This window comes from Tumebacillus lipolyticus (assembly GCF_042682745.1).
GTDB classification, from domain to species: Bacteria; Bacillota; Bacilli; order Tumebacillales; family Tumebacillaceae; genus Tumebacillus_A; species Tumebacillus_A lipolyticus.
Window position 1 is genome coordinate 56,665 of record NZ_JBHUIO010000019.1, and the last position, 21,105, is coordinate 77,769.

The window sequence follows — 21,105 nt, forward strand, 5'->3', positions numbered from 1 at the left end:
AAAGTGATAGTCCTACAGGATGTGCACTACTCCTATCGCGCTCGAAAGCGTTGGTTCAGGCGGGAGGAAACGGTCACGCCCGTCTTGCACGGGGTAAATCTGCAGATCGAGGCGGGGGAAATGTTCGGACTGGTGGGGCCCAACGGTTCTGGCAAGACGACCTTGACCAAGCTGATCATCGGAGTCTATCCACCAGATCGCGGTGAGGTCCTGTATCAGAACAGTCGCCCCAACCTGAGCAACGGCAACTGGTCGGAAAAAATCGGCCTGGTCTCCGGCGCGGCGACGCGTCTGTTCGCCACGGTGGATCTGCACGAACACATCGTGCTCTATAAAAACCTGTATCGCACTTTTGATTCTGTCTGGTTTGAACGGCAGTTGGAAGAGTTTCAAATTCAGGATAAGCTGCACAAGCGCCCCACCATGATCTCCTTTGGTGAGCGCACCAAATTCGAACTTGCGCTGACGCTGGCTTGTTGCCCAGAAGTGCTGATCTTAGACGAGCCAACCGTCGGCTTGGACCCGATGGCTATCTCGCTTGTCCGCAACGCCATCAAGGCCTACTTAAAGGCTAAAGGGGGATGCGGAATCCTGACCTCGCACAACCTGAAGGATATCACGGAGATCTGTGAGCGGGGAGGATTCTTGCAGCAGGGAATCGTCTCCGATTTCTTCACAAGTCAGAATGTGAACTCAGAACTTCTCGAAGATCGCTTCCGGGAGGTGTACGGAAGTGGCTGAGAAGCTTTTGCAGACGCGATACTCCCTCGCGTTGCGCTTGCGGAGCGTGTACCTCGTGGCGCGCGGAGCTACCCCTTTTGATATCGGATGGAGCCTGCTGCTCTACTATTTGGCTCTCGTCTTAGTCACCGACTGCTTTCTGTGGTACTCCTCCGGCTCCCTCGCCGGCTATCAGTGGAAAACGCTCGTCGTCTACTCCTTGCTGTCCTATCCGCTCTGGATGCTGATCGGACTCAAAGGCATCGGTCGTCAACAGAGCGATCTGATGGAGCAGGCCAAGTGGCATGCGGTCGATCTGCTGCCTGGCGGTCCAACCGCGATCTTCCTCGGTCATCATGTCGGAAAAGTGCTGAAGACCAAAGCGCTGTACGTGTGGGCAATCGCATTTTTAAGCTTGGCGATCTATCATCAGAACGGGCCGTTAGAGATCGGGTTGGCGGTCGGAAACATCGTGATCGGATCGATCAATCTGGTCTTGGGAGGCATCATTTTCCGCTTCTATTCGCCAAAAGGGTACTCGGGGCTGGTCGGTTCAATTTTTCACAACACCACTTGGATCTTGTCCGGTGCAGTATTTCCTCTTGGCATGCTCAGCACTTCCCCTTGGTTTTACCTGTTAAATCCTTTTTCAGCAGCTGTGTCAACACCTCTGAACCTCCTGCAGGAAGAGCGATTCCCCGGCGCATTGAGCAAGCTCGACCTGCAATTGTACACGTTTGCTGGTTGCATTCTCTGGATGTTCCTGTTTGGGGCGATCGCGATGTATGCGGAAAGGAGCCGACGTGAAAAGTGCTATTAATCGATCGGTAATCGGCAGTTTCATCCTAATATCTGCCGTTTGGAAAATGAGCAAGGCGGGCGTCGCGAATCGCCTGCGCTTTGGCCTCTTAGAGTTGATTCCTCAGCTGCTCTATTATCTCGCCATGTCGATCATCGTGCTGCTCATGTTCAGCGTGATTCGAGATCAGACCATTCCCATGCGCGACTTGGTGATCTTTTTGCTGGTGATGTACGCTGTAGATTCGTTGGGGGATGCGCTGATCTTCAAAGGGATCGGCGAATATTGCGCTTCGCTTCGGCGGGGGCAGACCATGTATTACCTGCTCTCCCCAGGCATGCCGCTCTTCAAAGTGATCTTTCTGCGCTGGGATCTGCCCATGTTGGGGCTCGGGGCAATCTGCGGGCTCGGCGCGATTCTGCTCAGTTGGATGTTCTATGCGACCAACCCGATCTTGATCGCGCTCGCACTGCTCTTCGGCACGTTTACCCACGTGGTGCTCACCAGCGCTTTTCATATCATCCAAGCCTATTTCGATCCGACGATGCCCATCGCTTTGGGCAGCCCTTCGACTCGGTTTTACACCAAGCCGATGCACCTGTTTGTCAGCGGCAGTGTCAGCTTGACCTTCCTGATGACCTTCTATCCCGCATACTTTATGACCGCGTTCCCCGCGGGGCTTGCGATTCAACAAACGCAAGGGGTACTCACACAGTATGCGACCGCCTGCTACCTCGTCGGCGCTTTGTTTCTTTGTCTGTGGATTTTCATGCTCAACGCGGTGATCAAATCATCTTGCAGACGGAGGCAAAATTGATGAGATGGAACCTAGATCGCTTCTATCCGCAGGCAGTAGCCGATCGAGAATGGCGACAAGACAAAGAGCGCGCAATCAGCTTCGTTGTGCAGGGAGAGTTTGAGCAGGCTGAAGAGCTCCTGTCCTTTCTGTGGACTTATGCATATGCGCGATATTGTCTGAACACGAAAGATAAGCTTTGGAAGCATCGATTGAACGAGGTCGAGGAGATCGAGGAAAAAATCACCGTTCAAGCTGAGGAAGAGTCTGACCAAAAGGTAGAGGATGCGATTCAGCGTCAAGCTGAGATGATTCAAGAAATTTATAAGATCCGATTTTCTGGGTTGACAGTCTTTCAGGCATCAACTTCTCCCCACTCTGAGATCCGACGAGAGGCGAGAGAGTATCTCACCCAGCAGTATGCAGCCAAAAAGGAGCGCTTCGCCGAGCTTCTGATTCAAATCTGCCACGATAAATTCCCAACCGACCCACATTACCTAAAGGCACGCCAGCAGATGCTCGATGCATTGCCCTTGCTGCAAACATACCTCGGCGAACTGGTGCAGGCGAGCGGGAAGACCAAAATTCACTGGACAGACCTCTCGTTTCTGTTCGAGAGTGAAATGAATGATTGGGACTCTACCTATTCGCTCGAACAGACCCGATCGTTGATGGGCGATCTTCATTCATTCTTTGGGGAAACGCTCTCCCACTTGCTCGTTAACGGATGCCTGGAGACAAGCGAAGCTCCCCACAAATTGCAGAGCGGCTTTGCGATGCCTGTCGCTTTTCATCACGAGCCTCTCTGCTATCTGCACAGCGTTCGAGGCAAGGAAGGCGCGCTAGGTCTTTTGCACGAATTGTCACATGGACTCCATTTTTGGGCATACCGCGATCAAGAGAAGAACTATCTCTTGCCAGATGTGTCGGTGGTTGAGATCTTCCCGATGACGATCGAATTGGTCGCCCTTCATAAATGGGAAGGTCGCATCAGCTATTTGCAAAGGATTCTTTCATTTACGCTCTTCCAATTTCTAAAGGTCGAATTCAAATATCAGATTCATGAGAAGCGAGTCCAAACTCTCGAAGAAATACAGTGCATCTGGGACGATCTGATCGAGATGATCTTTGGTCGCCATCTAGAGTTCGAACGAGGAACGAACCTTTCCTGGTGCGGGAGTCGCTTGGTCTGGCAGGAAGCGGAAGTCGGGCAGAGATACATTTGCGGCAGCGTGGCCGCATGGAACCTTTCCAAGTCGATTTTAGATGCGGGTAAACCTGTGCTCGATCGAGTTGTCCAGACGCTTATGCTTCCTCCCAGCTGCGATCTTCAAGCATGGAACGAATCGCTGAACATCGATTTGCTAGGCTCCCTTACCCGAAGTGTCGGAAACGAGAGGACGATCCATGATCATCACTTGTTGCATCGCACCGACTCGTAGGTCGCCCCATAGAAATCGGAAGTCTCACATCTGTAAAGTGACTTGTTACGAGAACACCCTGTAGAGCGGTATCACCTAGTTCTGCAGGGTGTTTTTCGAGGTTTTCCTCAGCCCGGCAAAAACCCTTGCTGGCTGATCAGCACCTGTTCGGGCGGAAACTGTTCCTGCAAGTTGCGAAGCACGCGCAGATAGGCATCGCGGTCATACCAGTCTTCCAGCCCCGCGCTCCGATACAGCTCGGCGATCTGCAAGCGCTCGGTGCGCTTGCCACCGCTGCCATCGCCCATGAAGTAATCGTCGAGGCAGACGCGATCGACGAGGCCCGCCAGCCGCTTGGCAAATTGCTCGCTGCTCGGCAGGGCGGGTGCGATCGTCGCCTGAACGGGAAGCCCGGCTGCGCGCACCGCCTCGATCGCCTGCAAGCGCGCTTCGATCGGCGGCGCCTGCGGGGTGAAGAGCTTGCGGATGTCATCGCGGTCCGTCTCCACGGTGATCGAGATGCGAATGCGGTCTTGCAACTGTTCAAACAGATCGAGGTCGCGGGTGACCAGCGGGCTTCTCGTCTGCACGAAGAGAAAGTCGGGCTTTTCCTCCACCATCGCCTCCAGCAGCGATCGGGTGACCCGCTCCTGCTTTTCGATCGGCTGGTACGGATCGGTGCTGGAGGACATGAAGAGGGTGACCGGACCTTTTTTCTTGGCGGTGCGCAACTCGCGCTGCAGCTTCTCCCCCGCCTCGATCTTCACATCGATCCACGTCCCCCACTCCTGCCCGCGAAACAGCGCCACCGGCATCTGGCGCACATAGCAGTAGGAACAGGCGTAGGAACAGCCCACATACGGGTTGAGCGTATGGCTGTAGCCGCCGAGGAAACCGCTGGCCGGGTTGAGCAGCTTCGTCGGCTTTTTGTGCGTGATCGCTCGCCTCACCTTCACTGCGCTCCCTTCCGCTCACCATCTGGATCATCCAGCGGCCAGATCGGGCGCGGAATGTTGCGATAGGGGAAGTGGTGCAAGTTGGTGCTCGTCGCGCCCGGTGCGCCCACTTCGAGGATTGTGCTTGCGATCGGCTCGAAGGCGGCGCGGAAATGCCCTCTCGATTTGACGACGATCACCGCTTGCTCCAGCGGATCGATCCCGACGCTTTGAAAGACCTCCGGGTCGATGCAGGCGTGCCGATCGGTCGTGATCACCAGCTTGAGGCCGCCCGTTTCGATGACGGCCGTCTCGCCCATGCTCTGGCTCCCTCGACTGACCTGGCTTTGGGAGACGAAGCGCCCGTCTGTCAGCGCGCAGACGGTGCCCTCGACTTGCAGCGGTGCGCCATATTCGATCGGCCCTTTTCCACCGATCACAAAGGAGCCGCTGTTGCCGACGCCGATGCGCTTCGCCTGCTGAACGCTCTCCGGGTCGTGAATGCAGGCGACCGCCACCTTTTCCACCCCGCGGCGCAGCAGCTCCTGCAGCAGCACCGTGGTGTCGCCCGAGCCTCCCCCAGTCGGGTTGTCCGCCACATCGGCGAGCACGATCGGGCCGGCGAGCTCACGACCCGAGCTGAGCAGTTCGAGCGTTCGGTCGATCGCTTCTTCGCAGGTCGGGACGTCTTTTAAAAACTGTTCGCGAATCTCCCACGCCCGCGCTGCGATGGCGGACGAACAGGCGTCAGCGAGCGCTCGGTCTCCGTCGGCGGTGGTGACGACCGAAAGCCCGACGCCCGCAAAGTCGCAGTAAGGGAATCCGCCGAAGATGGAGACGTTCAAAATCCCCAGCTGTTCCTCCCAGCGCCGTGCCAGCGAAAACAGCTCCGCCATCGGCCCTTCTGCCGTCCGCATGTTGATCGTCGGCGGCATCATTCTGTGCGGAGGGTGTGCCATGCTGACCAGCGGGCGAATCTCACCGTTGAGCGCCCGCTCCAGACAGGCTGCCGCCTCCAGCGCTCGTTCGATCAGGTCGATGTGCGGGTTGGTGTCGAACGCGAACACCCCGTCGCAGTGCGCGCACATCTCCGGCGTGATGTTGCCGTGCAGATCCATCGCCAAGACGAGTGGGCGGTCGCCGATGATCGCCTTCACCGCCCGACAGACATCGCCTTCCACATCGCCCACGCCTTCCGCCATCATCGCGCCGTGCATGAACAGCAGGACGCCGTCTGGCCGTTCTCGTTCGATCGGCGCGAGCAGCTGCTCTTTCAACCATCGATAGAGGTCGGCCGTGATCGGTTGGGACGGCAGCGTCTGCGCGGCGAGCGTCGGGATCACCTCCCAATCAGCGCGCTCCGCATACTCCAAAAAGGCTCCGACCGCGGTGTGGCTCCCCCGCCACTCGGCGAGGATCTCCTCCCCTCTGCTCAGCCCCCACCGCTCCCACTGGGAGAGCGGCGTCAGTACGGGGGAAAAGCTGTTCGACTCGTGGTTGATCGTGCCGATGGCGACCCGTTTCCTCATCCTGTCTTCCTCCTGTCCTGATCGCGAAGCGATCCTGCTCGTTCTGTTGCACAAATTATACCAAGCCCAAGCCCGCATGTGAAAGTGGTTGCCTCGCACACAAAAAATCCTCGCACGGCATATGCCGGCGAGGATGATCGAACAGTTGGAACTGACTAGCTGCGAAACGCTTTTTCTGCGATGTCTTTGCGATAGTGCACGCCTTCGAACGTCACGCGCTCCACCAAGCGGTACGCCTCCGCCTGCGCCGCTTTCAGGTCGGCGCCAAATCCGGTGACGCCGAGCACGCGCCCGCCGTTCGTGACGATGCCCTCGCCGGTGCGCTTGGTGCCCGCATGGAAGATCACCGCCTGATCGCCCACCTGATCCAATCCGGCGATCAGGTCGCCTTTGCGGTAGGAAGCCGGATAGCCTTCTGCCGCCAAGATCACGCAGACGGCCGCGCGGTCTGACCACGCGATGTTCAGCTGGTCAAGCGTCCCGTCGACCACAGCGTTGAAGATGTCGAGCACGTCTGTCTCCAAGCGCGGCAGGACGACCTGCGTCTCCGGATCGCCAAAGCGCGCGTTAAACTCGATCACCTTCGGGCCGTCTGCGGTCAGCATCAACCCGGTGTACAGAATGCCCTTGAACGGGCTGCCATTTCCAGCGAGGAAATGGATCACCGGGCGGATGATCGTCTCCTCCACTTGCTTCAGCAGCGCCTGATCGACCACCGGAACGGGCGAGTAAGTGCCCATGCCTCCGGTGTTCGGGCCCTGATCGCCATCGTAGGCCGGCTTGTGGTCTTGCGAAGGAACCATCAGGTGTACCTGATCGCCAGAGACGAACGCCATGATCGTCGCTTCTTGCCCGGTCAAAAACTCTTCGACCACCACCTGTGCGCCCGACTCACCGAACGCTTTGTCTTTCATCATCATGTCGAGCGCCGCTTCCGCCTCTTCCAGCGTCATCGCGACGACCACGCCTTTGCCTGCCGCCAGCCCGTCCGCTTTGATGACGATCGGCGCGCCCTGTGCGCGGACATACTCTTTTGCCGCTTCCAGGCTGCCAAAATAGGCGGATGCTGCGGTCGGAACGCCCTGTGCCACCATCACTTCTTTGGCGAACGCTTTCGAACCTTCGATCAGCGCGGCCGCCTTTTTCGGTCCGAAGATGCGCAAGCCCCGCTGTTCGAAATGATCGACGATCCCGACCAGCAGCGCCGCTTCCGGGCCGACCACCGTCAGATCGATCCCTTCGCGCTCAGCAAAATCGGCCAGCGCCTGCACCTCTTCCACCCCGATGTCGATGCAGGTGGCAAGCTCGGCGATGCCCGGGTTGCCCGGCGCGCAATACAGCTGTGGTTGTTGCGGGGATTGGGCGAGCTTCCAGATGATCGCATGCTCGCGACCACCGCCGCCCACGACGAGAACTTTCATGGTTTCCCCTCCCTCTTAATGTTTGAAGTGGCGAACAGAGGTGAAGATCATCGCGATGCCCGCCTCATCGGCTGCTGCGATCGAATCTGCATCTTTGATCGAGCCGCCCGGCTGGACGATCGCCGTCACGCCGGCAGCCACCGCCGCTTGCACCGTGTCTGCCATCGGGAAGAACGCATCCGATGCGAGCACCGATCCTTGTGCGAGCTCACCCGCTTGCTCGATGGCGATCTTCGCCGCGCCGACGCGGTTCATCTGTCCCGCTCCCACGCCGACCGTGCGGTCTTCGCGCGCGAGGACGATCGCGTTCGACTTGACATGTTTGACCACTTTCCAAGCGAACAGCAGTTGCTTCATCTCTTCTGGCGTCGGCTGGCGCTTGGTGACCACTTTGACCTCTTCCTCGGTGACCGTTTTCGCATCGAGATCTTGGATCAGCAGACCGCCTTGCACTTTCAGCGTGGTGCGCGGGGTGCCGAGCGCTGCGATCCCACCTTGCGGAGTCATCGCCACCGTCATCACGCGCAGGTTTTTCTTCTGCTGCAAAATCTCCAGCGCCTCTGCGCTGTAGGAAGGTGCGAGGATGATCTCCAGGAACAGCTCGCTCATCTTCTGCGCGGTGTCCGCATCCACTTCGCGGTTGAGCGCGACGATGCCGCCGAAGATCGAGACCGGGTCTGCCTCATACGCCTTCATGTACGCCTGATAGATCGTCTCGGAGATGCCGACGCCACAGGGGTTGGTGTGCTTGATCGCCACCACCGCAGGCTCGGTGAACTCCTGCACGATGGAGAGCGCCGCGTTGGCGTCGTTGATGTTGTTGTAGGACAGCTCTTTGCCGTGCAGTTGCACCGCACCTGCGATCGTGTGGAGCGCAGCGCCCGGCTCTGCGTAGAAAGCTGCCTGCTGGTGCGGGTTCTCCCCGTAGCGCAGATCTTGGACTTTCTCATAGGTCAAAGTCAGCCGTTCCGGGAACTCGTCGCCGGTGACTTTGGACAGGTATTGCGAGATCAGCGCGTCATACGCAGCCGTGTGGCGGAACACTTTGGTCGCCAAGGTGAGCTTCTCTTCGCGAGTCAGCGGGTTGTTGTTGTCCAGCGCATCGATGATGCGCGCATAGTCGGAGCTGTCGACCACCACGGCGACGTCCTGATAGTTTTTCGCCGCTGCGCGAAGCATCGACGGGCCGCCGATATCGATGTTTTCGATCGCATCTTCGAACGTCACGTTCTCTTTTTCGATCGTCGCTTGGAACGGATAGAGGTTGACGATCACATAGTCGATCGGCTTGATGCCTAAGCCTTCGATCGCCGACATGTGCGACTCGTTGGCGCGAATCGCCAGCAGACCGCCGTGGATGTTCGGATGCAAGGTCTTGACGCGACCGTCCATGATCTCCGGAAAGCCGGTGATGTCGGAGATGTTGGTCACCGGAACGCCCGCCTCTTGCAACAGCTTGTGCGTGCCGCCGGTGGAGACGACCTCGATGTCGTGGCGCACGAGCGCCTGCGCCAGCTCGACGATGCCCGTCTTGTCCGATACTGAGATGAGTGCGCGTTTCATTTCTTGGTTCCTCCGTTCTCTTGCTCTAGTTTTTCTCGTGTTTGATCGTTCCGTTCAAAAGCGCTGCCGTCACTTCGGGAAGCAGTCGGTGCTCGACCGCATGAATCTTCTCCGCCAGCGTCTCCCGCGTGTCCTCTGGCGCGATCCAGACCGTCTCCTGACGGATGATCGGCCCGGTGTCGACGCCCTCATCGATAAAGTGGACGGTGACCCCCGTGTACTTCACGCCCGCCGCATGCGCATCGCCGATCGCATCTTTGCCCGGAAACATCGGCAAAAGCGACGGATGCAAGTTGATCGCCTTGCCCGCATAGGCGGCCAAAAAGGTCGGCCCGCAGATGCGCATATAGCCCGCCAAGACCACATACTCGACCCCGCGAGCGTGCAGATCGGAGACGAGCTGCGCTTCATAGGCCGCTTTGTCCGCAAACTCTTTTGGTGAATAAACGAGCACAGGCACCCCTGCTTCCTCTGCTCGTTCGATCACCTTCGCGCCCGGCTTGTCACAGACCACACAGGCCAGATCGCCTTGAATCTTGCCCGCCTGTACCCAATTGATCAGGATCTGGGCGTTCGACCCAGATCCTGATGCCATGATTGCAAATGTCGCCATGTGCTTAAATCCCCTTCAGTTGTACGTCGTGCGGGCCTTCGATGATCTTGCCGATGATGTTCGCCTGCTCGCCCAACGCTTCTGCTGCTGCCGCCACCTCTTTCGCCTGCTCTGCCGGCACGATCAGAATCATGCCGATGCCCATGTTGAACGTGCGGAACAGGTCGAAGCTTGAGATGCTGCCGAGGCGGCGCATCGTGTCGAAGATCGGCTGAATCGGCCAGGAGCCGACTTCGATCTCCGCCGACAGCCCTTCTGGCAGCGCGCGCGGGATGTTTTCCAAGAAACCGCCCCCGGTGATGTGCGCCAGCGCATGGATGTCAAAGCGCTCCAGCAGTTCGAGCACCGACTTGACGTAAATTTTGGTCGGGGTGAGCAACACTTCCCCGAGCGGTTGACCGATCTCTGGGAACACATGGTCGAGCGAATACTCGTTGTCCCCGAAAAACAGCTTGCGCACCAAGGAGTAGCCGTTGGAGTGAATGCCGCTCGACGAGAGGCCGACGATCAGATCGCCCGCTTGCACGCGGCTGATGTCGATCAGCTTGTCCTGGTCGACGACGCCGACCGTAAAGCCGGCGATGTCATACTCGCCATCTTGGTACATGCCCGGCATCTCCGCCGTCTCGCCGCCGATCAGGGCGCATCCAGACTGTTCGCAACCGTCTGCGATCCCTTTGACGATGCTCTCGATCGTCTCCGGAACCACTTTGCCGGTCGCCAGATAGTCGAGGAAGAAGAGCGGTTCCGCCCCCATGACCACGATGTCGTTGACGCACATCGCCACCGCGTCGATGCCGATCGTGTCATGCTTGTCGAGGGCGAACGCGAGCTTCAGCTTGGTGCCGACACCGTCTGTGCCGGAGACGAGCATCGGGTTTTTGTATTTGGATACGTCGAGCTTGAACCCGCCGCCAAATCCGCCGAGCATCGTCGCCACCTCAGGGCGCATCGTGCGCGCCACGTGGGATTTCATGCGGTTGACCGCCTCATTGCCCGCGTCGATGTCGACGCCCGCCGCTTTGTACAGTTCGCTCATCTTGTATCCTCCTAGCGATCCATGATCGATTTGGTCAGGTCTTCGTAGATTTCGGTCGGGTACTTCCCGGTGAAGCAGGCGTTGCAATGGCCGTGATCGCTGCCATCGGTGATGCCAAACGCTCGCATCATCGCAGGCTCCGACAGGAAGGCGAGCGTATCTGCGCCGATGTACTCGCGGATCTCCTCGACCGATTTTCTCGCGGCGATCAGCTCATCTCTTGCAGAGGTGTCGATGCCGTAGAAGCAGGAGTGCGTGACGGGCGGTGACGCGATGCGAACGTGTACTTCTGTCGCACCCGCCTCGCGGAGCATGTTGACGATGCGCCCGGAGGTCGTGCCGCGCACGATCGAGTCGTCGATCATCACGACGCGCTTGCCCTCGACGATCTTGCGCACCGCGTTCAGCTTGAGCTTGACGCCGCGCGCGCGCAGCTCTTGGCTCGGCTGGATGAACGTGCGGCCGATGTAGCGGTTTTTGATCAGGCCGATCTCATAGGGGATGCCCGACTCTTCCGCATAGCCGATCGCCGACGAGATCGACGAGTCGGGCACGCCGATGACGACGTCCGCCTCGACCGGATGCTCTTGGTAGAGAATGCGGCCAAAATCTTTGCGCACCGCGTGCACGTTGAAGCCGTCGATGTCCGAGTCGGGACGGGCAAAATAGATGTACTCAAACGTGCAGAGCGCGCGCTTCGCCTTGCCAGCAAAGCGAGTCGATTCCACGCCGTCTTTGGAGATGATCAGCATCTCGCCAGGCTCGATGTCGCGGACGATCTCCGCGCCGATCGTGTCGAACGCGCAGGATTCGGATGCGACGCAGTACGCGTCGCCGATCTTGCCGAGCACCATCGGGCGCAGTCCGTTCGCATCGCGCATCGCATACAGCTTGTCGTCTGTCAGGATGCAAAACGCATAGGCGCCTTTGACGATCGACAGCGCTTCGCGGATGTTGTCCGCCACGTCGCTGTTGCCGGCGCGGGCGATCAGATGGGCGACCACCTCGGTGTCGGAGGTCGATTGGAAGATCGCGCCACGATGTTCGAGAAACGAGTGCAGCTGGTGCGCGTTGACCAGGTTGCCGTTGTGCGCCAGCGCCATGTTGCCGCGCTGGAAGTTGAACACGAGCGGCTGCGCGTTGATCAGCTGCGAGACGCCCGTCGTGGAATAGCGCACATGGCCGACTGCCGAATGGCCTTTGGAAAGACGAGGCATGGCCTCGTTCGGAATTGCATCCGCAACGAGACCCATGCCTTTTTGATGATACAGCTTGACTCCGTCAACCGTAGCGATCCCGGCAGACTCCTGACCGCGATGCTGGAGAGCGACCAGCGCAAAACAGGTCAGCTCCGCCGCGTTCTCATGCCCAAAGATTGCAAAGACGCCGCACTCTTCATGCCATTTGTCAAACATCTCGTCGTCCAGCAGGTCTGCACTCAGTTCATGAGACATGGGATTGCTCCTCTCCAAGTTGCTTCGAGATGCGCCACCTTGTCCTCGACGACCGCGCTGTCGTTGATGCGAATCGTCAGGGTGTCGCCGCCGAGAATGCCCAGCGCAAGAACGGCTACATCATGCTCGCCCATCAGCGCTTCGAACGCCGCTTCATCCGCTTGCTTCACTTCGATCAGGATGCGGGAGCCCGCCTCGCCGAACAGCACTTCGTCCAGCCGTTTGTCGGAGCTGATCTCGATCGTCGCCCCGATGTTGCCACCGATCGCCGACTCGGCCAGCGCGACCGCCAGACCGCCTTCCGCCAGATCGTGCGCCGCTTCGACCAGCCCTGCGCGAATCGCTGCCAGCGTTCCGCCCTGCACCGCTTTTTCCACCTGCAGGTCGAGCGGAGGCGCATCGCCTGCCACCGTGCCGTGCACGACGCGCAGGTACTCGGAACCGCCGATCTGACCAGCTTCTGCCGGGCCGACCAGATAGACTTTGTTGCCAGCCGCTTTGAACGACTGAGTCGTGATGTGCGCCGTGTCTTCGATCAGACCGACCATGCCGATGATCGGCGTCGGGTAGATGTCCACATCGTTGGTCTGGTTGTACAGCGATACGTTGCCGGAGATCACCGGGGTGTCGAGTTCGCGGCACGCATCGGAGATGCCCGCACAGCTCTCTTCAAACTGATAGAAGATCTCCGGCTTTTCGGGCGACGAATAGTTGAGGCAGTCGGTGACCGCCATCGGTTTTGCACCGGAGCAGACGAGGTTGCGCGCCGATTCTGCCACCGTGTGCGCGCCGCCCGTATACGGGTTGAGGTACACGTAGCGACCGTTGCCGTCTGTGCACATCGCCAGCGCCTTTTTGGTGCCGCGAATGGTGACGACAGCCGCATCGGAGCCGGGGCGCACAGCGGTGGAGGTGCGCACCATCGAATCGTACTGCTGATAGACATACTCTTTCGACGCGATGGTCGGCGTGCGCAGCAGTTCGTGCAGCGTGTCGGTCAGCTGTTCCGGAACGTCCACGCTCGTCACATCGAAGGACAAGGTGGTGTCGAGGTAGGCCGGGCGCGCAGACGGACGGTGATAGACTGGCGCATCGTCGACCAGCGTGCTGACTTTGATCTCGGCGACCGTCTCTTCGCCCCACTTCAGGCGCAGCATGCTGTCGTCCGTCACGCGACCGATGACAACCGCCTCCAGACCCCATTTGTTGAAGATCTCTTCGGCGATGTGCTCTTGGCCATTTTCCATGACGACGAGCATCCGCTCTTGCGACTCGGAGAGCATCATCTCGTAGGGAGTCATGCCCTCTTCGCGGCACGGCACTTTCGTCATGTCGAGCTCGATGCCCGACCCTGCGCGAGCTGCCATCTCCGACGAGGAGGAGGTAAGACCTGCCGCACCCATGTCCTGAATGCCGATGACCGCTCCGGTCGCGATCAGCTCCAAGCAGGCTTCGAGCAGCAGTTTTTCCATGAACGGGTCGCCCACCTGCACGGCGGAGCGCTCTTTGCTGTGCGGATCTTCGGTCGAAGCGAACGTCGCGCCGTGGATGCCATCGCGTCCGGTGCGTGCGCCGACGGCGAGAACCGGGTTGCCGACGCCTTTGGCGGTGCCTTTGGCGATCTCATCGTGCGTCATGATGCCGACGCACATCGCGTTGACCAGCGGGTTGTGGCGGTAGCGCTCATCAAACACCACTTCGCCGCCGACCGTCGGGATGCCGATGCAGTTGCCGTAGCCGGCGATGCCTGCGACGACGTTGGAGAAGAGGTAGCGGTTGCGCACATTTTCTTCCCCGTGCAATTCGCCAAAGCGCAAGGAGTTGAGCAGCGCGATCGGACGCGCGCCCATCGTGAAGACGTCGCGGATGATGCCGCCAACCCCGGTCGCCGCCCCTTGGTAGGGCTCGATGGCGGACGGATGGTTGTGCGATTCGATCTTGAAGGAGACGGCGAGGTTGTCGCCGATATCGATGATCCCCGCATTTTCACCCGGGCCTTGCAGAACGTGCGGGCCGGAAGTCGGGAACTTTTTCAAGACAGGACGGGACGATTTATAGGAGCAGTGTTCAGACCACATAACCGAGTAGATGCCCGTCTCGGTGTAGTTCGGCTGACGGCCCATCAAGGAGACGATGCGACCGTACTCCTCCTCGGTCAACCCGAACGTCTCATAGATTTTCTCTTCGGCAATTTGCTGCGGAGTAGGTTCGTTACGCACCGTGCTTCTCCCTCCATGCTTTCAGAATCGATGTGAACAACGCTTTGCCATCGGAGGAGCCGAGCAGATCGTGCACGGCGCGCTCCGGATGCGGCATCATGCCGAGCACGTTGCCCGCTTCGTTGCAGACCCCGGCGATGCGCTCCAGCGAACCGTTCGGGTTGTGCTCATGATAGCGGAAGACGATCTGGTTGTTCGCCTTCATCTTGGACAGCGTGTCCTCATCCACATAGTAGTTGCCTTCGCCGTGCGCGATCGGGATCTGAATCACTTGCCCTTGCGCATAGTCGGAAGTAAACGGCGTGCTGCTGTTTTCCACGACGAGCGGCGAGATCGCACAGCGGAACTGCAGGTGATCGTTGTGGCGCAGCGCGCCCGGCAGCAGACCCGATTCGGTGAGGATCTGGAAGCCGTTGCAGATGCCGATGACAAATTTGCCCGCTGCTGCCTCTTTCTTCACCGCTTCCATCACCGGCGAGAAGTTGGCGATCGCACCGCAGCGCAGGTAGTCGCCATAGGAAAAGCCACCCGGCACGATGATGGCGTCATATTCGGAAAGGTCGGTGGTCGTATGCCAGACTGGCTCAACCGTTTCGCCCAGCACGTCTTCCACCGCTTTCACCGCGTCGATGTCACAGTTGGAACCCGGGAATACCAGGACGGCAAACTTCATCGTTTACGCCTCCACCAGTTCAAATTCGTACGTTTCGATGACCGTGTTCGCCAACAGCTTTTCGCACATCTCGGTGATGCGCTCGTTCGCTTGCGCCTTGTCGGTCGTGTCCACTTTCACTTCCAAAAACTTGCCGATCCGCACATCGCTCACCTCTTGGTAGCCGAGCGCGTGCAGCGATTTGGTGACGGCGGTGCCTTGCGGGTCAAGAACGGACTGTTTTAAGGTGACATGAATGCGAGCGATGATCATGCTTCTACTCCTCCCAAACGGCGCAGCATCTCTTGATATGCTTCTTCCACATTGCCCATATCGCGGCGGAAGCGGTCTTTGTCCAGCTTTTCGTTCGTATCCGCATCCCAGAAGCGGCAGGTGTCTGGCGAGATCTCATCTGCCAGAATCAGCTCGCCTTGCGGAGTGATGCCAAATTCGAGCTTGAAGTCGACGAGCGTCACTTTGCGCGCTTTCAGATAGTCGACGAGGATCTCGTTGATCTTGCGGCCGTACTCGGCCATCTTGGCAACGATCTCCGGAGTTGCGAGTTCCAGCACTTCGATGTGCGAATCGTTGATCAGCGGGTCGCCCAGGTCGTCGTCTTTATAATAGAACTCGACGACAGCTTTCGGCAGGACAGTTCCTTCCGCCAGGCCCAGACGCTTGGCGAGGGAGCCAGCCGCGATGTTGCGCACAACCACTTCCAGCAGTACAATTTCGACTTTTTTCACCAGTTGCTCGTTGTCGTTCATCTTCTCGACGAAGTGAGTCGGGATGCCTTGCGCGTTGAGCATCTCCATGAAGATGGTGGAGATCGCATTGTTCAGTTGGCCTTTGCCGGTGATGGTGCCTTTTTTCTCCCCGTTAAACGCGGTGGCATCATCTTTGTATTCAACGATGTACAGATCGGAATTGTCCGTAAGATAAACTTTCTTCGCTTTGCCTTCGTAGAGCATTTCGCCTTTGGTAATCATGAGAGATCCTCCCTTTTAAAAAACACCGGGACCCACTCCCCGCCTCCTCGCGGTCAAGGGAGAGAAGCGGTCCGGCAGTAAAGCCCCGGATGTGTTTTGGTTGTATTAGAGACCGAGACGTTCGAAGATCGTATCGACGTGCTTGAGATGCCAGTTGTAATCGAAGCAGTCATCCAGCTCTTCCTTCGACAGGTTGGACGTGATCAGCTCGTCGCTCTCGACGATCTCGCGGAAGGAGCGCTGCTCTTCCCACGATTGCATCGCGCGCGCTTGCACCGCATCGTACGCTTTCTCGCGGGTGAGGCCTTTGTCGATCAGGGCGAGCAGCACGCGCTGCGAGTAGATCAGGCCGAACGTGCGCTGCATGTTGCGCTGCATGTTCTCCGGGAACACGGTCAGGTCTTTGATGATGCGAATCATCTTGCGCAGCATGTAGTTGACCAAGATCGTGCTGTCCGGGATGATCACGCGCTCGACAGAGGAGTGCGAAATGTCGCGCTCATGCCAGAGCGGCACGTTTTCATAGGCGGCCAGCGAGTTGCCGCGCAGGATGCGCGCGAGGCCGGACACCTGCTCGCAGGAGACCGGGTTGCGCTTGTGCGGCATCGCCGAGGAGCCCTTTTGCCCTTTGTAAAACGGCTCTTCCGCCTCGCGGAACTCCGTCTTTTGCAGGGCGCGGATCTCAGTTGCGATCTTGTCGAGCGTGCAGCCGATGATCGCCAGCGTGCTCATGTAGTGCGCATGGCGGTCGCGCTGCAGCGTTTGGGTGGAGATCGGCGACGCTTTCAGGCCGAGCTTCTCGCAGACGAACTTCTCGACGAACGGGTCGATGTTCGCATAGGTGCCGACAGCGCCCGACATCTTGCCATATTCGATCGTCTCGGTCGCGCTGTCGAAGCGCTCCAAGTTGCGCTTCATCTCTTCAAACCAGAGGCCCACCTTCAGACCGAAGGTGGTCGGCTCCGCGTGGACGCCGTGCGTGCGGCCCATCATCACCGTGTGCTTGTGCTCTTTCGCCTTGGCGCCGAGCACTTCGATAAACTCGACGATGTCGCGGCGGATGATCTGGTTCGCCTGACGGATCTGGCTGGACAGCGCCGTGTCGACGACGTCTGTCGAGGTCAGGCCGTAATGCACCCACTTCGACTCTTCGCCGAGCGATTCGGAAACGCAGCGGGTGAACGCGACGACGTCATGACGAGTCGATTCTTCGATCTCCAAGATGCGATCGACCGTGAAGGTCGCTTTCTCGCGGATCAGTTTGACGTCCTCTTTCGGGATGACGCCGAGCTCCGCCCACGCTTCACAAGCGAGAATTTCCACTTCGAGCCAGTTGGCAAAGCGGTTGTGCAGTTCCCAGATCTTGCCCATCTCCGGTAATGTATAGCGATCGATCACAGTAGGTTCCTCCTCATTCCCTCAAGGGTGCTCGTCCTAAATTTACTTGTTGAGATATGCTTCCACGCCGATAGATTGCAGCTTGTCATCTTTCGCTTCCACTTCGGCAGCCAGTTGTCCACGGTAGTCGTCCAGTCGCTTCGCCAGCGCCTCGTCAGCGCCTGCCAGCATCTGTGCGGCGAGCAGGCCGGCGTTATATGCGCCGTTCACAGCGACCGTTGCGACCGGAATGCCCTTTGGCATCTGCACGATCGCGTACAGCGCATCAAGACCTTGGATCGCGCCGCCTTGGATCGGAACACCGATCACAGGCAGGGTGGTGCATGCTGCGACCACGCCCGGCAGGTGAGCGGCCAAGCCCGCACCTGCGATGATCGCGCCAAAGCCGTTCGCGCGAGCTTCGCGCGCGAGCTTCATCGTCTTGTCAGGCACGCGATGCGCCGAGGAGACTCGAATCTCCGTCTCCACTTCCAACGCATGCAACGCCTTTGCCGCCTCGTTCATCACTTTCAGATCGGAGTCGCTTCCCATCAAAATCAGCACTTTTTTCGCCATGATCGATTCCCTCCATTTGTCCAAACCAGCGTTAGTTTTTGCTATTCTGCCCATTATCAAACACAGCGCTTGCACAATTTCATCAAAAAACCCAGGTGGGTAGAATTCGTCGTCGCACCGCGTGCTGCCGACCGAAACCTACCCGCCTGGGCTTTTATCCCTTCGGTGTCATGTCCACCTACAGTGGACATGTGAATCGCTCGGACCAACTCATGCGGAGCGGAACCCTAGATTCACTTTCGTTCGTAGTCCGGCGATTCCGGTCGCCGGGTAGAGACTCTCGGGCCAATTCCCGAGGATATACGAGCTAGTATCAGTAACCATCTTGTCTACTGCAAGCATACCAAAACTGGTTGTGGCGCGTCAATCAAAAACCGAACATTCGACGTGAACTTTTTTTGATCGTTCGAATTTTAGTGAGGTTTTCGCTTTCAGGCATGATTTTCTCAGGAAGCCATAGACTTTAGTAGGAATGCGATTGTATGGAGTGATTGGACATGATGCGCATCTACCGGTTTCGCGACACGCAGCGCTTCATCTTTCTTTTGCTGCTGTTTCCTCTCGTCCCACTGCTGATCGAATGGTTGCTCCCGAAGTGGGCACCGCTTGTCCTCGCGGGCGTCGCGCTGTATGTGGGCTATACGTTTTGGATGTTGTTTCGCCTGCGCGATCTGGAGATTTTAGAGGCGGAGATTCGCATCGACAGCGGGAGATGGCAACAGGTTCTCTCCCCTGCGGACATCGCGGAGATCTGTCTGGTCAAACATCAAGGCATGCAGTTTCGCATCGGCGAACAAAACCGAATGATTCGCTTGCTCGCCTCCGATTACCGCGAGGCGGTGACCGCCCTGGAACAGTTCGCCCGCCGCCACGCGATTCCCTTGACCGACAAGCGGCCCGATCAACAGGCGGAACAGAGGAGGGAAGTGTCATGATCCTTCGCGATGCTCTGCGGCAGATGTCGCTCGATCAGCTGCGCGAACTCTATCGGACGCTCTACCATCCGGAACAAATGCCGCTCTTGACGGAGGCGGAGCTCTGTCAGCAGATCGAATCGTTTTGGGACAACCCCGCGCATTGGGAGGAGCTGATCGCCGCGCTGTCGCCGACGGAGCGCCGCGCGATGATCCGGCTGGCCTTGCAGGAGCGCTGTCAGATCGACGCTTTTCTTGAGGAGATGTCAGCTCTCGGGCTGGTGATCTTGTATCGCGACCACAACCGCTATCAGCTGCCGGACGATGTCCGCTACAAGCTGTTGGAGCGCTTGCCGAGCATCGGCGACCTGCTCAGTGCCAAGCGGCAGGGCGATGAAGATGGCATCGCTCCGGTGTAGCAGCGAGATCCGGTGTGAAGCGGCGAGCGCCGCTCCGAAAAAAGGGACGGCATGCCTTGCAGCTTCCCCCGAACCACCGCATCGCAATTCAAGAGCGTCTTGATGACGAACAAAAAAGCAGCCACCTGAGCAACTTCGCCCAGGTGGCTGCTACTTTTTTTCAAAACCTCAGAGGAGCGGTGCATCGCCGCAGCTGTCGAACGGGAGCGTACGTGCAACCTGACTCCTCGCTGCGATCGTGCGTCCGATGCGACTGTGAGATCTCTACTCGCCGGCGAGGAAGATGTAGCGCGCCAAGGCGAGGATCGCGATCACCCAGATCAGCCAATGGATGTTGACCTTCTTGTCCTGCTCTTTGGTGAACAGGTTGCGCACCACGTTGAGGAAGACGAAGAAGATGATCCCGATCGAGATGCCGTTTGCGATCGAGTAGGTGAACGGCATCAGCGCGATGGTCAAGAACGCAGGCATCGCAATGCCGAAGTCGTCCCACTCGATGTGGCGGACGGAGCTCATCATCAGCACGCCGACCACGATCAGCGCAGGTGCGGTCGCCGAGTCGGGGATCACCGCTACGAACGGCGCCAGCGCGAAGACGGAGAGCAGGAACAGGATGCCGGTGGTCACAGCGGTCAAACCGGTGCGGCCGCCAGACTCGATGCCCGCCGCCGATTCAACATAGGCGGTCATCGGGGTGACGCCGAGCAGAGCGCCGATCGAAACGCCGGAGCCATCGACGAACATCGCGCGGCCCAGACGCTTTTCGCCATCAGGGCGATTGAGCAGACCGGCGCGGTTCGCCGTGCCGACCAGAGTGCCAAACGAGTCAAACAGTTCTACGAAGACGAAGATGATGACAACTTCCCAGAAGATCGCGCTTCCGAGCATCGAGAAATCGAGTTGGAACACAGAAAGATTGGAGAAATCGGGCAAGAAGGTCGGGTTGCTGAGCGCTTCCGTATTGGTGACGCCGAGCGGAATCCCGATCAAGGTGGTGAGGATGATCGTGATCAGCAGCGCTCCGCGAATGCGAAGCGTGGTCAGAACACCTGCGATGAGCAGACCGATCAGGGTCAGCATCGCCCCTTTGTTCGCCATGAAGTCGGTCAGGCCGATGTTCCATTCGAAGAACAGCAGGTTGACGCTAGCAGCACCATTTTTGATCGCCTCGGCAGACGGGCCGCCGACCCAGGACACGGAGCTCACCTGGCCGAGCTTCAAACCGATCAGCGTGATGAACAGACCGATCCCGACTGTGATCGCATACTTGAGCGAATCGGGCAACGCTTTGACCAACATCTGACGGAAGCCTGTCACCGTCAGCAGAATAAAGATCAGACCGGATACGAACACGGCGCCGAGCGCCACTTGCCACGTCATCGTGCCGCCGTTCGCCGCAGCGACGACCGCAAAATACGCGTTGAGACCCATGCCTGGCGCAAGGCCGACCGGGAAGTTGACAAACAGACCCATCATCAAGGTGACCAGACCAGCACCCACGGCGGTCGCGAAGAAGACCGCCCCTTCGGACATGCCGGTCCCTTTTAAGATCACCGGATTCAAGAACAGGATGTACGCCATGGTGACGAACGTGGTGATCCCGGCGATGATCTCAGTGCGCGGGTTGGTGCCAAATTCGCCAAGTTTAAACAAACGCTCCAACATCTTG

At 58.6% G+C, this 21,105-nt stretch carries 20 protein-coding genes and 1 riboswitch; of the genes, 6 read left to right on the top strand and 14 right to left on the bottom strand.

Annotated features, from left to right (window positions below):
• Positions 1–21 precede the first annotated feature (21 nt).
• From ACFSOY_RS19970 to ACFSOY_RS19985, 4 genes are read left to right on the top strand one after another with little or no spacing between them, the layout of a single operon-like run.
• On the top strand, positions 22–741 hold the full coding sequence (locus tag ACFSOY_RS19970) for an ATP-binding cassette domain-containing protein (RefSeq protein ID WP_465337049.1): 720 nt from the start codon (positions 22–24) through the stop codon (positions 739–741).
• Positions 734–1,540, top strand: a complete 807-nt coding sequence (locus ACFSOY_RS19975; protein ID WP_386049617.1) for a hypothetical protein — start codon at positions 734–736, stop codon at positions 1,538–1,540. The genes ACFSOY_RS19970 and ACFSOY_RS19975 overlap by 8 nt, the downstream gene beginning before the upstream one ends.
• Positions 1,524–2,336 (top strand): hypothetical protein, encoded by an 813-nt coding sequence (locus ACFSOY_RS19980; RefSeq protein WP_386049618.1) that lies wholly within the window; start codon positions 1,524–1,526, stop codon positions 2,334–2,336. The genes ACFSOY_RS19975 and ACFSOY_RS19980 overlap by 17 nt, the downstream gene beginning before the upstream one ends.
• Complete coding sequence (locus ACFSOY_RS19985) at positions 2,336–3,757, top strand: hypothetical protein (RefSeq protein WP_386049619.1); 1,422 nt, start codon at positions 2,336–2,338, stop codon at positions 3,755–3,757. Before ACFSOY_RS19980 ends, ACFSOY_RS19985 begins: the two co-directional genes overlap by 1 nt.
• A gap of 107 nt (positions 3,758–3,864) precedes the next feature.
• Here the strand turns inward: ACFSOY_RS19985 and ACFSOY_RS19990 are convergent, their stop codons facing one another.
• From ACFSOY_RS19990 to purE, 13 genes are all read right to left on the bottom strand, one after another.
• A complete protein-coding gene (locus ACFSOY_RS19990; RefSeq protein WP_386049620.1) occupies positions 3,865–4,686 on the bottom strand; it encodes an SPL family radical SAM protein in 822 nt (273 codons plus the stop codon).
• A 2-nt stretch (positions 4,687–4,688) separates the two neighbouring features.
• A complete protein-coding gene (locus ACFSOY_RS19995) occupies positions 4,689–6,200 on the bottom strand; it encodes a M81 family metallopeptidase (protein WP_386049621.1) in 1,512 nt (503 codons plus the stop codon).
• Positions 6,201–6,355: 155 nt separating this feature from the next.
• The gene (gene purD / locus ACFSOY_RS20000) at positions 6,356–7,621 is read right to left on the bottom strand and encodes a phosphoribosylamine--glycine ligase (protein WP_386049622.1); all 1,266 of its coding nucleotides are present in this window, start codon (positions 7,619–7,621) and stop codon (positions 6,356–6,358) included.
• A gap of 15 nt (positions 7,622–7,636) precedes the next feature.
• Positions 7,637–9,184 carry a bifunctional phosphoribosylaminoimidazolecarboxamide formyltransferase/IMP cyclohydrolase gene (gene purH / locus ACFSOY_RS20005; RefSeq protein WP_386049623.1) on the bottom strand — a complete coding sequence of 516 codons (1,548 nt, stop codon included), beginning with the start codon at positions 9,182–9,184 and terminating at the stop codon, positions 7,637–7,639.
• Positions 9,185–9,209: 25 nt separating this feature from the next.
• Positions 9,210–9,797: a phosphoribosylglycinamide formyltransferase gene (purN, locus tag ACFSOY_RS20010; protein WP_386049624.1), complete on the bottom strand. Its 588-nt coding sequence runs from the start codon at positions 9,795–9,797 to the stop codon at positions 9,210–9,212.
• Positions 9,798–9,801: 4 nt separating this feature from the next.
• Positions 9,802–10,836 carry a phosphoribosylformylglycinamidine cyclo-ligase gene (purM, locus tag ACFSOY_RS20015; protein ID WP_386049625.1) on the bottom strand — a complete coding sequence of 345 codons (1,035 nt, stop codon included), beginning with the start codon at positions 10,834–10,836 and terminating at the stop codon, positions 9,802–9,804.
• Between the two features lie 11 nt (positions 10,837–10,847).
• Positions 10,848–12,290: an amidophosphoribosyltransferase gene (gene purF / locus ACFSOY_RS20020; protein ID WP_386049626.1), complete on the bottom strand. Its 1,443-nt coding sequence runs from the start codon at positions 12,288–12,290 to the stop codon at positions 10,848–10,850.
• Complete coding sequence (gene purL / locus ACFSOY_RS20025) at positions 12,275–14,509, bottom strand: phosphoribosylformylglycinamidine synthase subunit PurL (RefSeq protein ID WP_386049627.1); 2,235 nt, start codon at positions 14,507–14,509, stop codon at positions 12,275–12,277. The genes purF and purL overlap by 16 nt, the downstream gene beginning before the upstream one ends.
• Entirely contained in the window at positions 14,502–15,182 is a 681-nt protein-coding gene (gene purQ, locus ACFSOY_RS20030) for a phosphoribosylformylglycinamidine synthase subunit PurQ (RefSeq protein ID WP_386049628.1), read from the bottom strand. The genes purL and purQ overlap by 8 nt, the downstream gene beginning before the upstream one ends.
• A 3-nt stretch (positions 15,183–15,185) precedes the next feature.
• A complete protein-coding gene (gene purS, locus ACFSOY_RS20035) occupies positions 15,186–15,434 on the bottom strand; it encodes a phosphoribosylformylglycinamidine synthase subunit PurS (RefSeq protein ID WP_386049629.1) in 249 nt (82 codons plus the stop codon).
• Positions 15,431–16,147, bottom strand: coding sequence for a phosphoribosylaminoimidazolesuccinocarboxamide synthase (purC, locus tag ACFSOY_RS20040; protein ID WP_386049673.1), 717 nt, complete (start codon positions 16,145–16,147; stop codon positions 15,431–15,433). The genes purS and purC overlap by 4 nt, the downstream gene beginning before the upstream one ends.
• Positions 16,148–16,255: 108 nt before the next feature.
• Positions 16,256–17,548: an adenylosuccinate lyase gene (gene purB / locus ACFSOY_RS20045; protein WP_386049630.1), complete on the bottom strand. Its 1,293-nt coding sequence runs from the start codon at positions 17,546–17,548 to the stop codon at positions 16,256–16,258.
• 42 nt (positions 17,549–17,590) lie between these two features.
• Positions 17,591–18,103, bottom strand: a complete 513-nt coding sequence (gene purE / locus ACFSOY_RS20050) for a 5-(carboxyamino)imidazole ribonucleotide mutase (protein WP_386049631.1) — start codon at positions 18,101–18,103, stop codon at positions 17,591–17,593.
• 226 nt (positions 18,104–18,329) lie between these two features.
• A riboswitch (purine riboswitch) is annotated at positions 18,330–18,429 on the bottom strand.
• Positions 18,430–18,600: 171 nt separating this feature from the next.
• Here purE and ACFSOY_RS20055 point away from each other — a divergent pair.
• Both ACFSOY_RS20055 and ACFSOY_RS20060 read left to right on the top strand, forming a co-directional pair.
• On the top strand, positions 18,601–19,038 hold the full coding sequence (locus ACFSOY_RS20055; RefSeq protein WP_386049632.1) for a hypothetical protein: 438 nt from the start codon (positions 18,601–18,603) through the stop codon (positions 19,036–19,038).
• Complete coding sequence (locus tag ACFSOY_RS20060; protein ID WP_386049633.1) at positions 19,035–19,436, top strand: hypothetical protein; 402 nt, start codon at positions 19,035–19,037, stop codon at positions 19,434–19,436. The genes ACFSOY_RS20055 and ACFSOY_RS20060 overlap by 4 nt, the downstream gene beginning before the upstream one ends.
• Positions 19,437–19,700: 264 nt before the next feature.
• On the opposite strand, the gene ACFSOY_RS20065 is transcribed toward ACFSOY_RS20060, so the two are convergent.
• A complete protein-coding gene (locus tag ACFSOY_RS20065; protein ID WP_386049674.1) occupies positions 19,701–21,098 on the bottom strand; it encodes an NCS2 family permease in 1,398 nt (465 codons plus the stop codon).
• Positions 21,099–21,105 lie beyond the last annotated feature (7 nt).

Excerpts from the sequence above, each read along its gene's own strand:
- purS (WP_386049629.1), bottom strand. The coding sequence starts at position 15,434 with ATGATCATCGCTCGCATTCATGTCACCTTAAAACAGTCCGTTCTTGAC.
- purH (WP_386049623.1), bottom strand. The coding sequence starts at position 9,184 with ATGAAACGCGCACTCATCTCAGTATCGGACAAGACGGGCATCGTCGAG.
- purM (WP_386049625.1), bottom strand. The coding sequence starts at position 10,836 with ATGAGCGAACTGTACAAAGCGGCGGGCGTCGACATCGACGCGGGCAAT.
- purD (WP_386049622.1), bottom strand. The coding sequence starts at position 7,621 with ATGAAAGTTCTCGTCGTGGGCGGCGGTGGTCGCGAGCATGCGATCATC.
- purE (WP_386049631.1), bottom strand. The coding sequence starts at position 18,103 with ATGGCGAAAAAAGTGCTGATTTTGATGGGAAGCGACTCCGATCTGAAA.
- purN (WP_386049624.1), bottom strand. The coding sequence starts at position 9,797 with ATGGCGACATTTGCAATCATGGCATCAGGATCTGGGTCGAACGCCCAG.
- ACFSOY_RS19995 (WP_386049621.1), bottom strand. The coding sequence starts at position 6,200 with ATGAGGAAACGGGTCGCCATCGGCACGATCAACCACGAGTCGAACAGC.
- ACFSOY_RS20055 (WP_386049632.1), top strand. The coding sequence starts at position 18,601 with ATGATGCGCATCTACCGGTTTCGCGACACGCAGCGCTTCATCTTTCTT.
- ACFSOY_RS19985 (WP_386049619.1), top strand. The coding sequence starts at position 2,336 with ATGAGATGGAACCTAGATCGCTTCTATCCGCAGGCAGTAGCCGATCGA.
- ACFSOY_RS20060 (WP_386049633.1), top strand. The coding sequence starts at position 19,035 with ATGATCCTTCGCGATGCTCTGCGGCAGATGTCGCTCGATCAGCTGCGC.
- purF (WP_386049626.1), bottom strand. The coding sequence starts at position 12,290 with ATGTCTCATGAACTGAGTGCAGACCTGCTGGACGACGAGATGTTTGAC.
- purQ (WP_386049628.1), bottom strand. The coding sequence starts at position 15,182 with ATGAAGTTTGCCGTCCTGGTATTCCCGGGTTCCAACTGTGACATCGAC.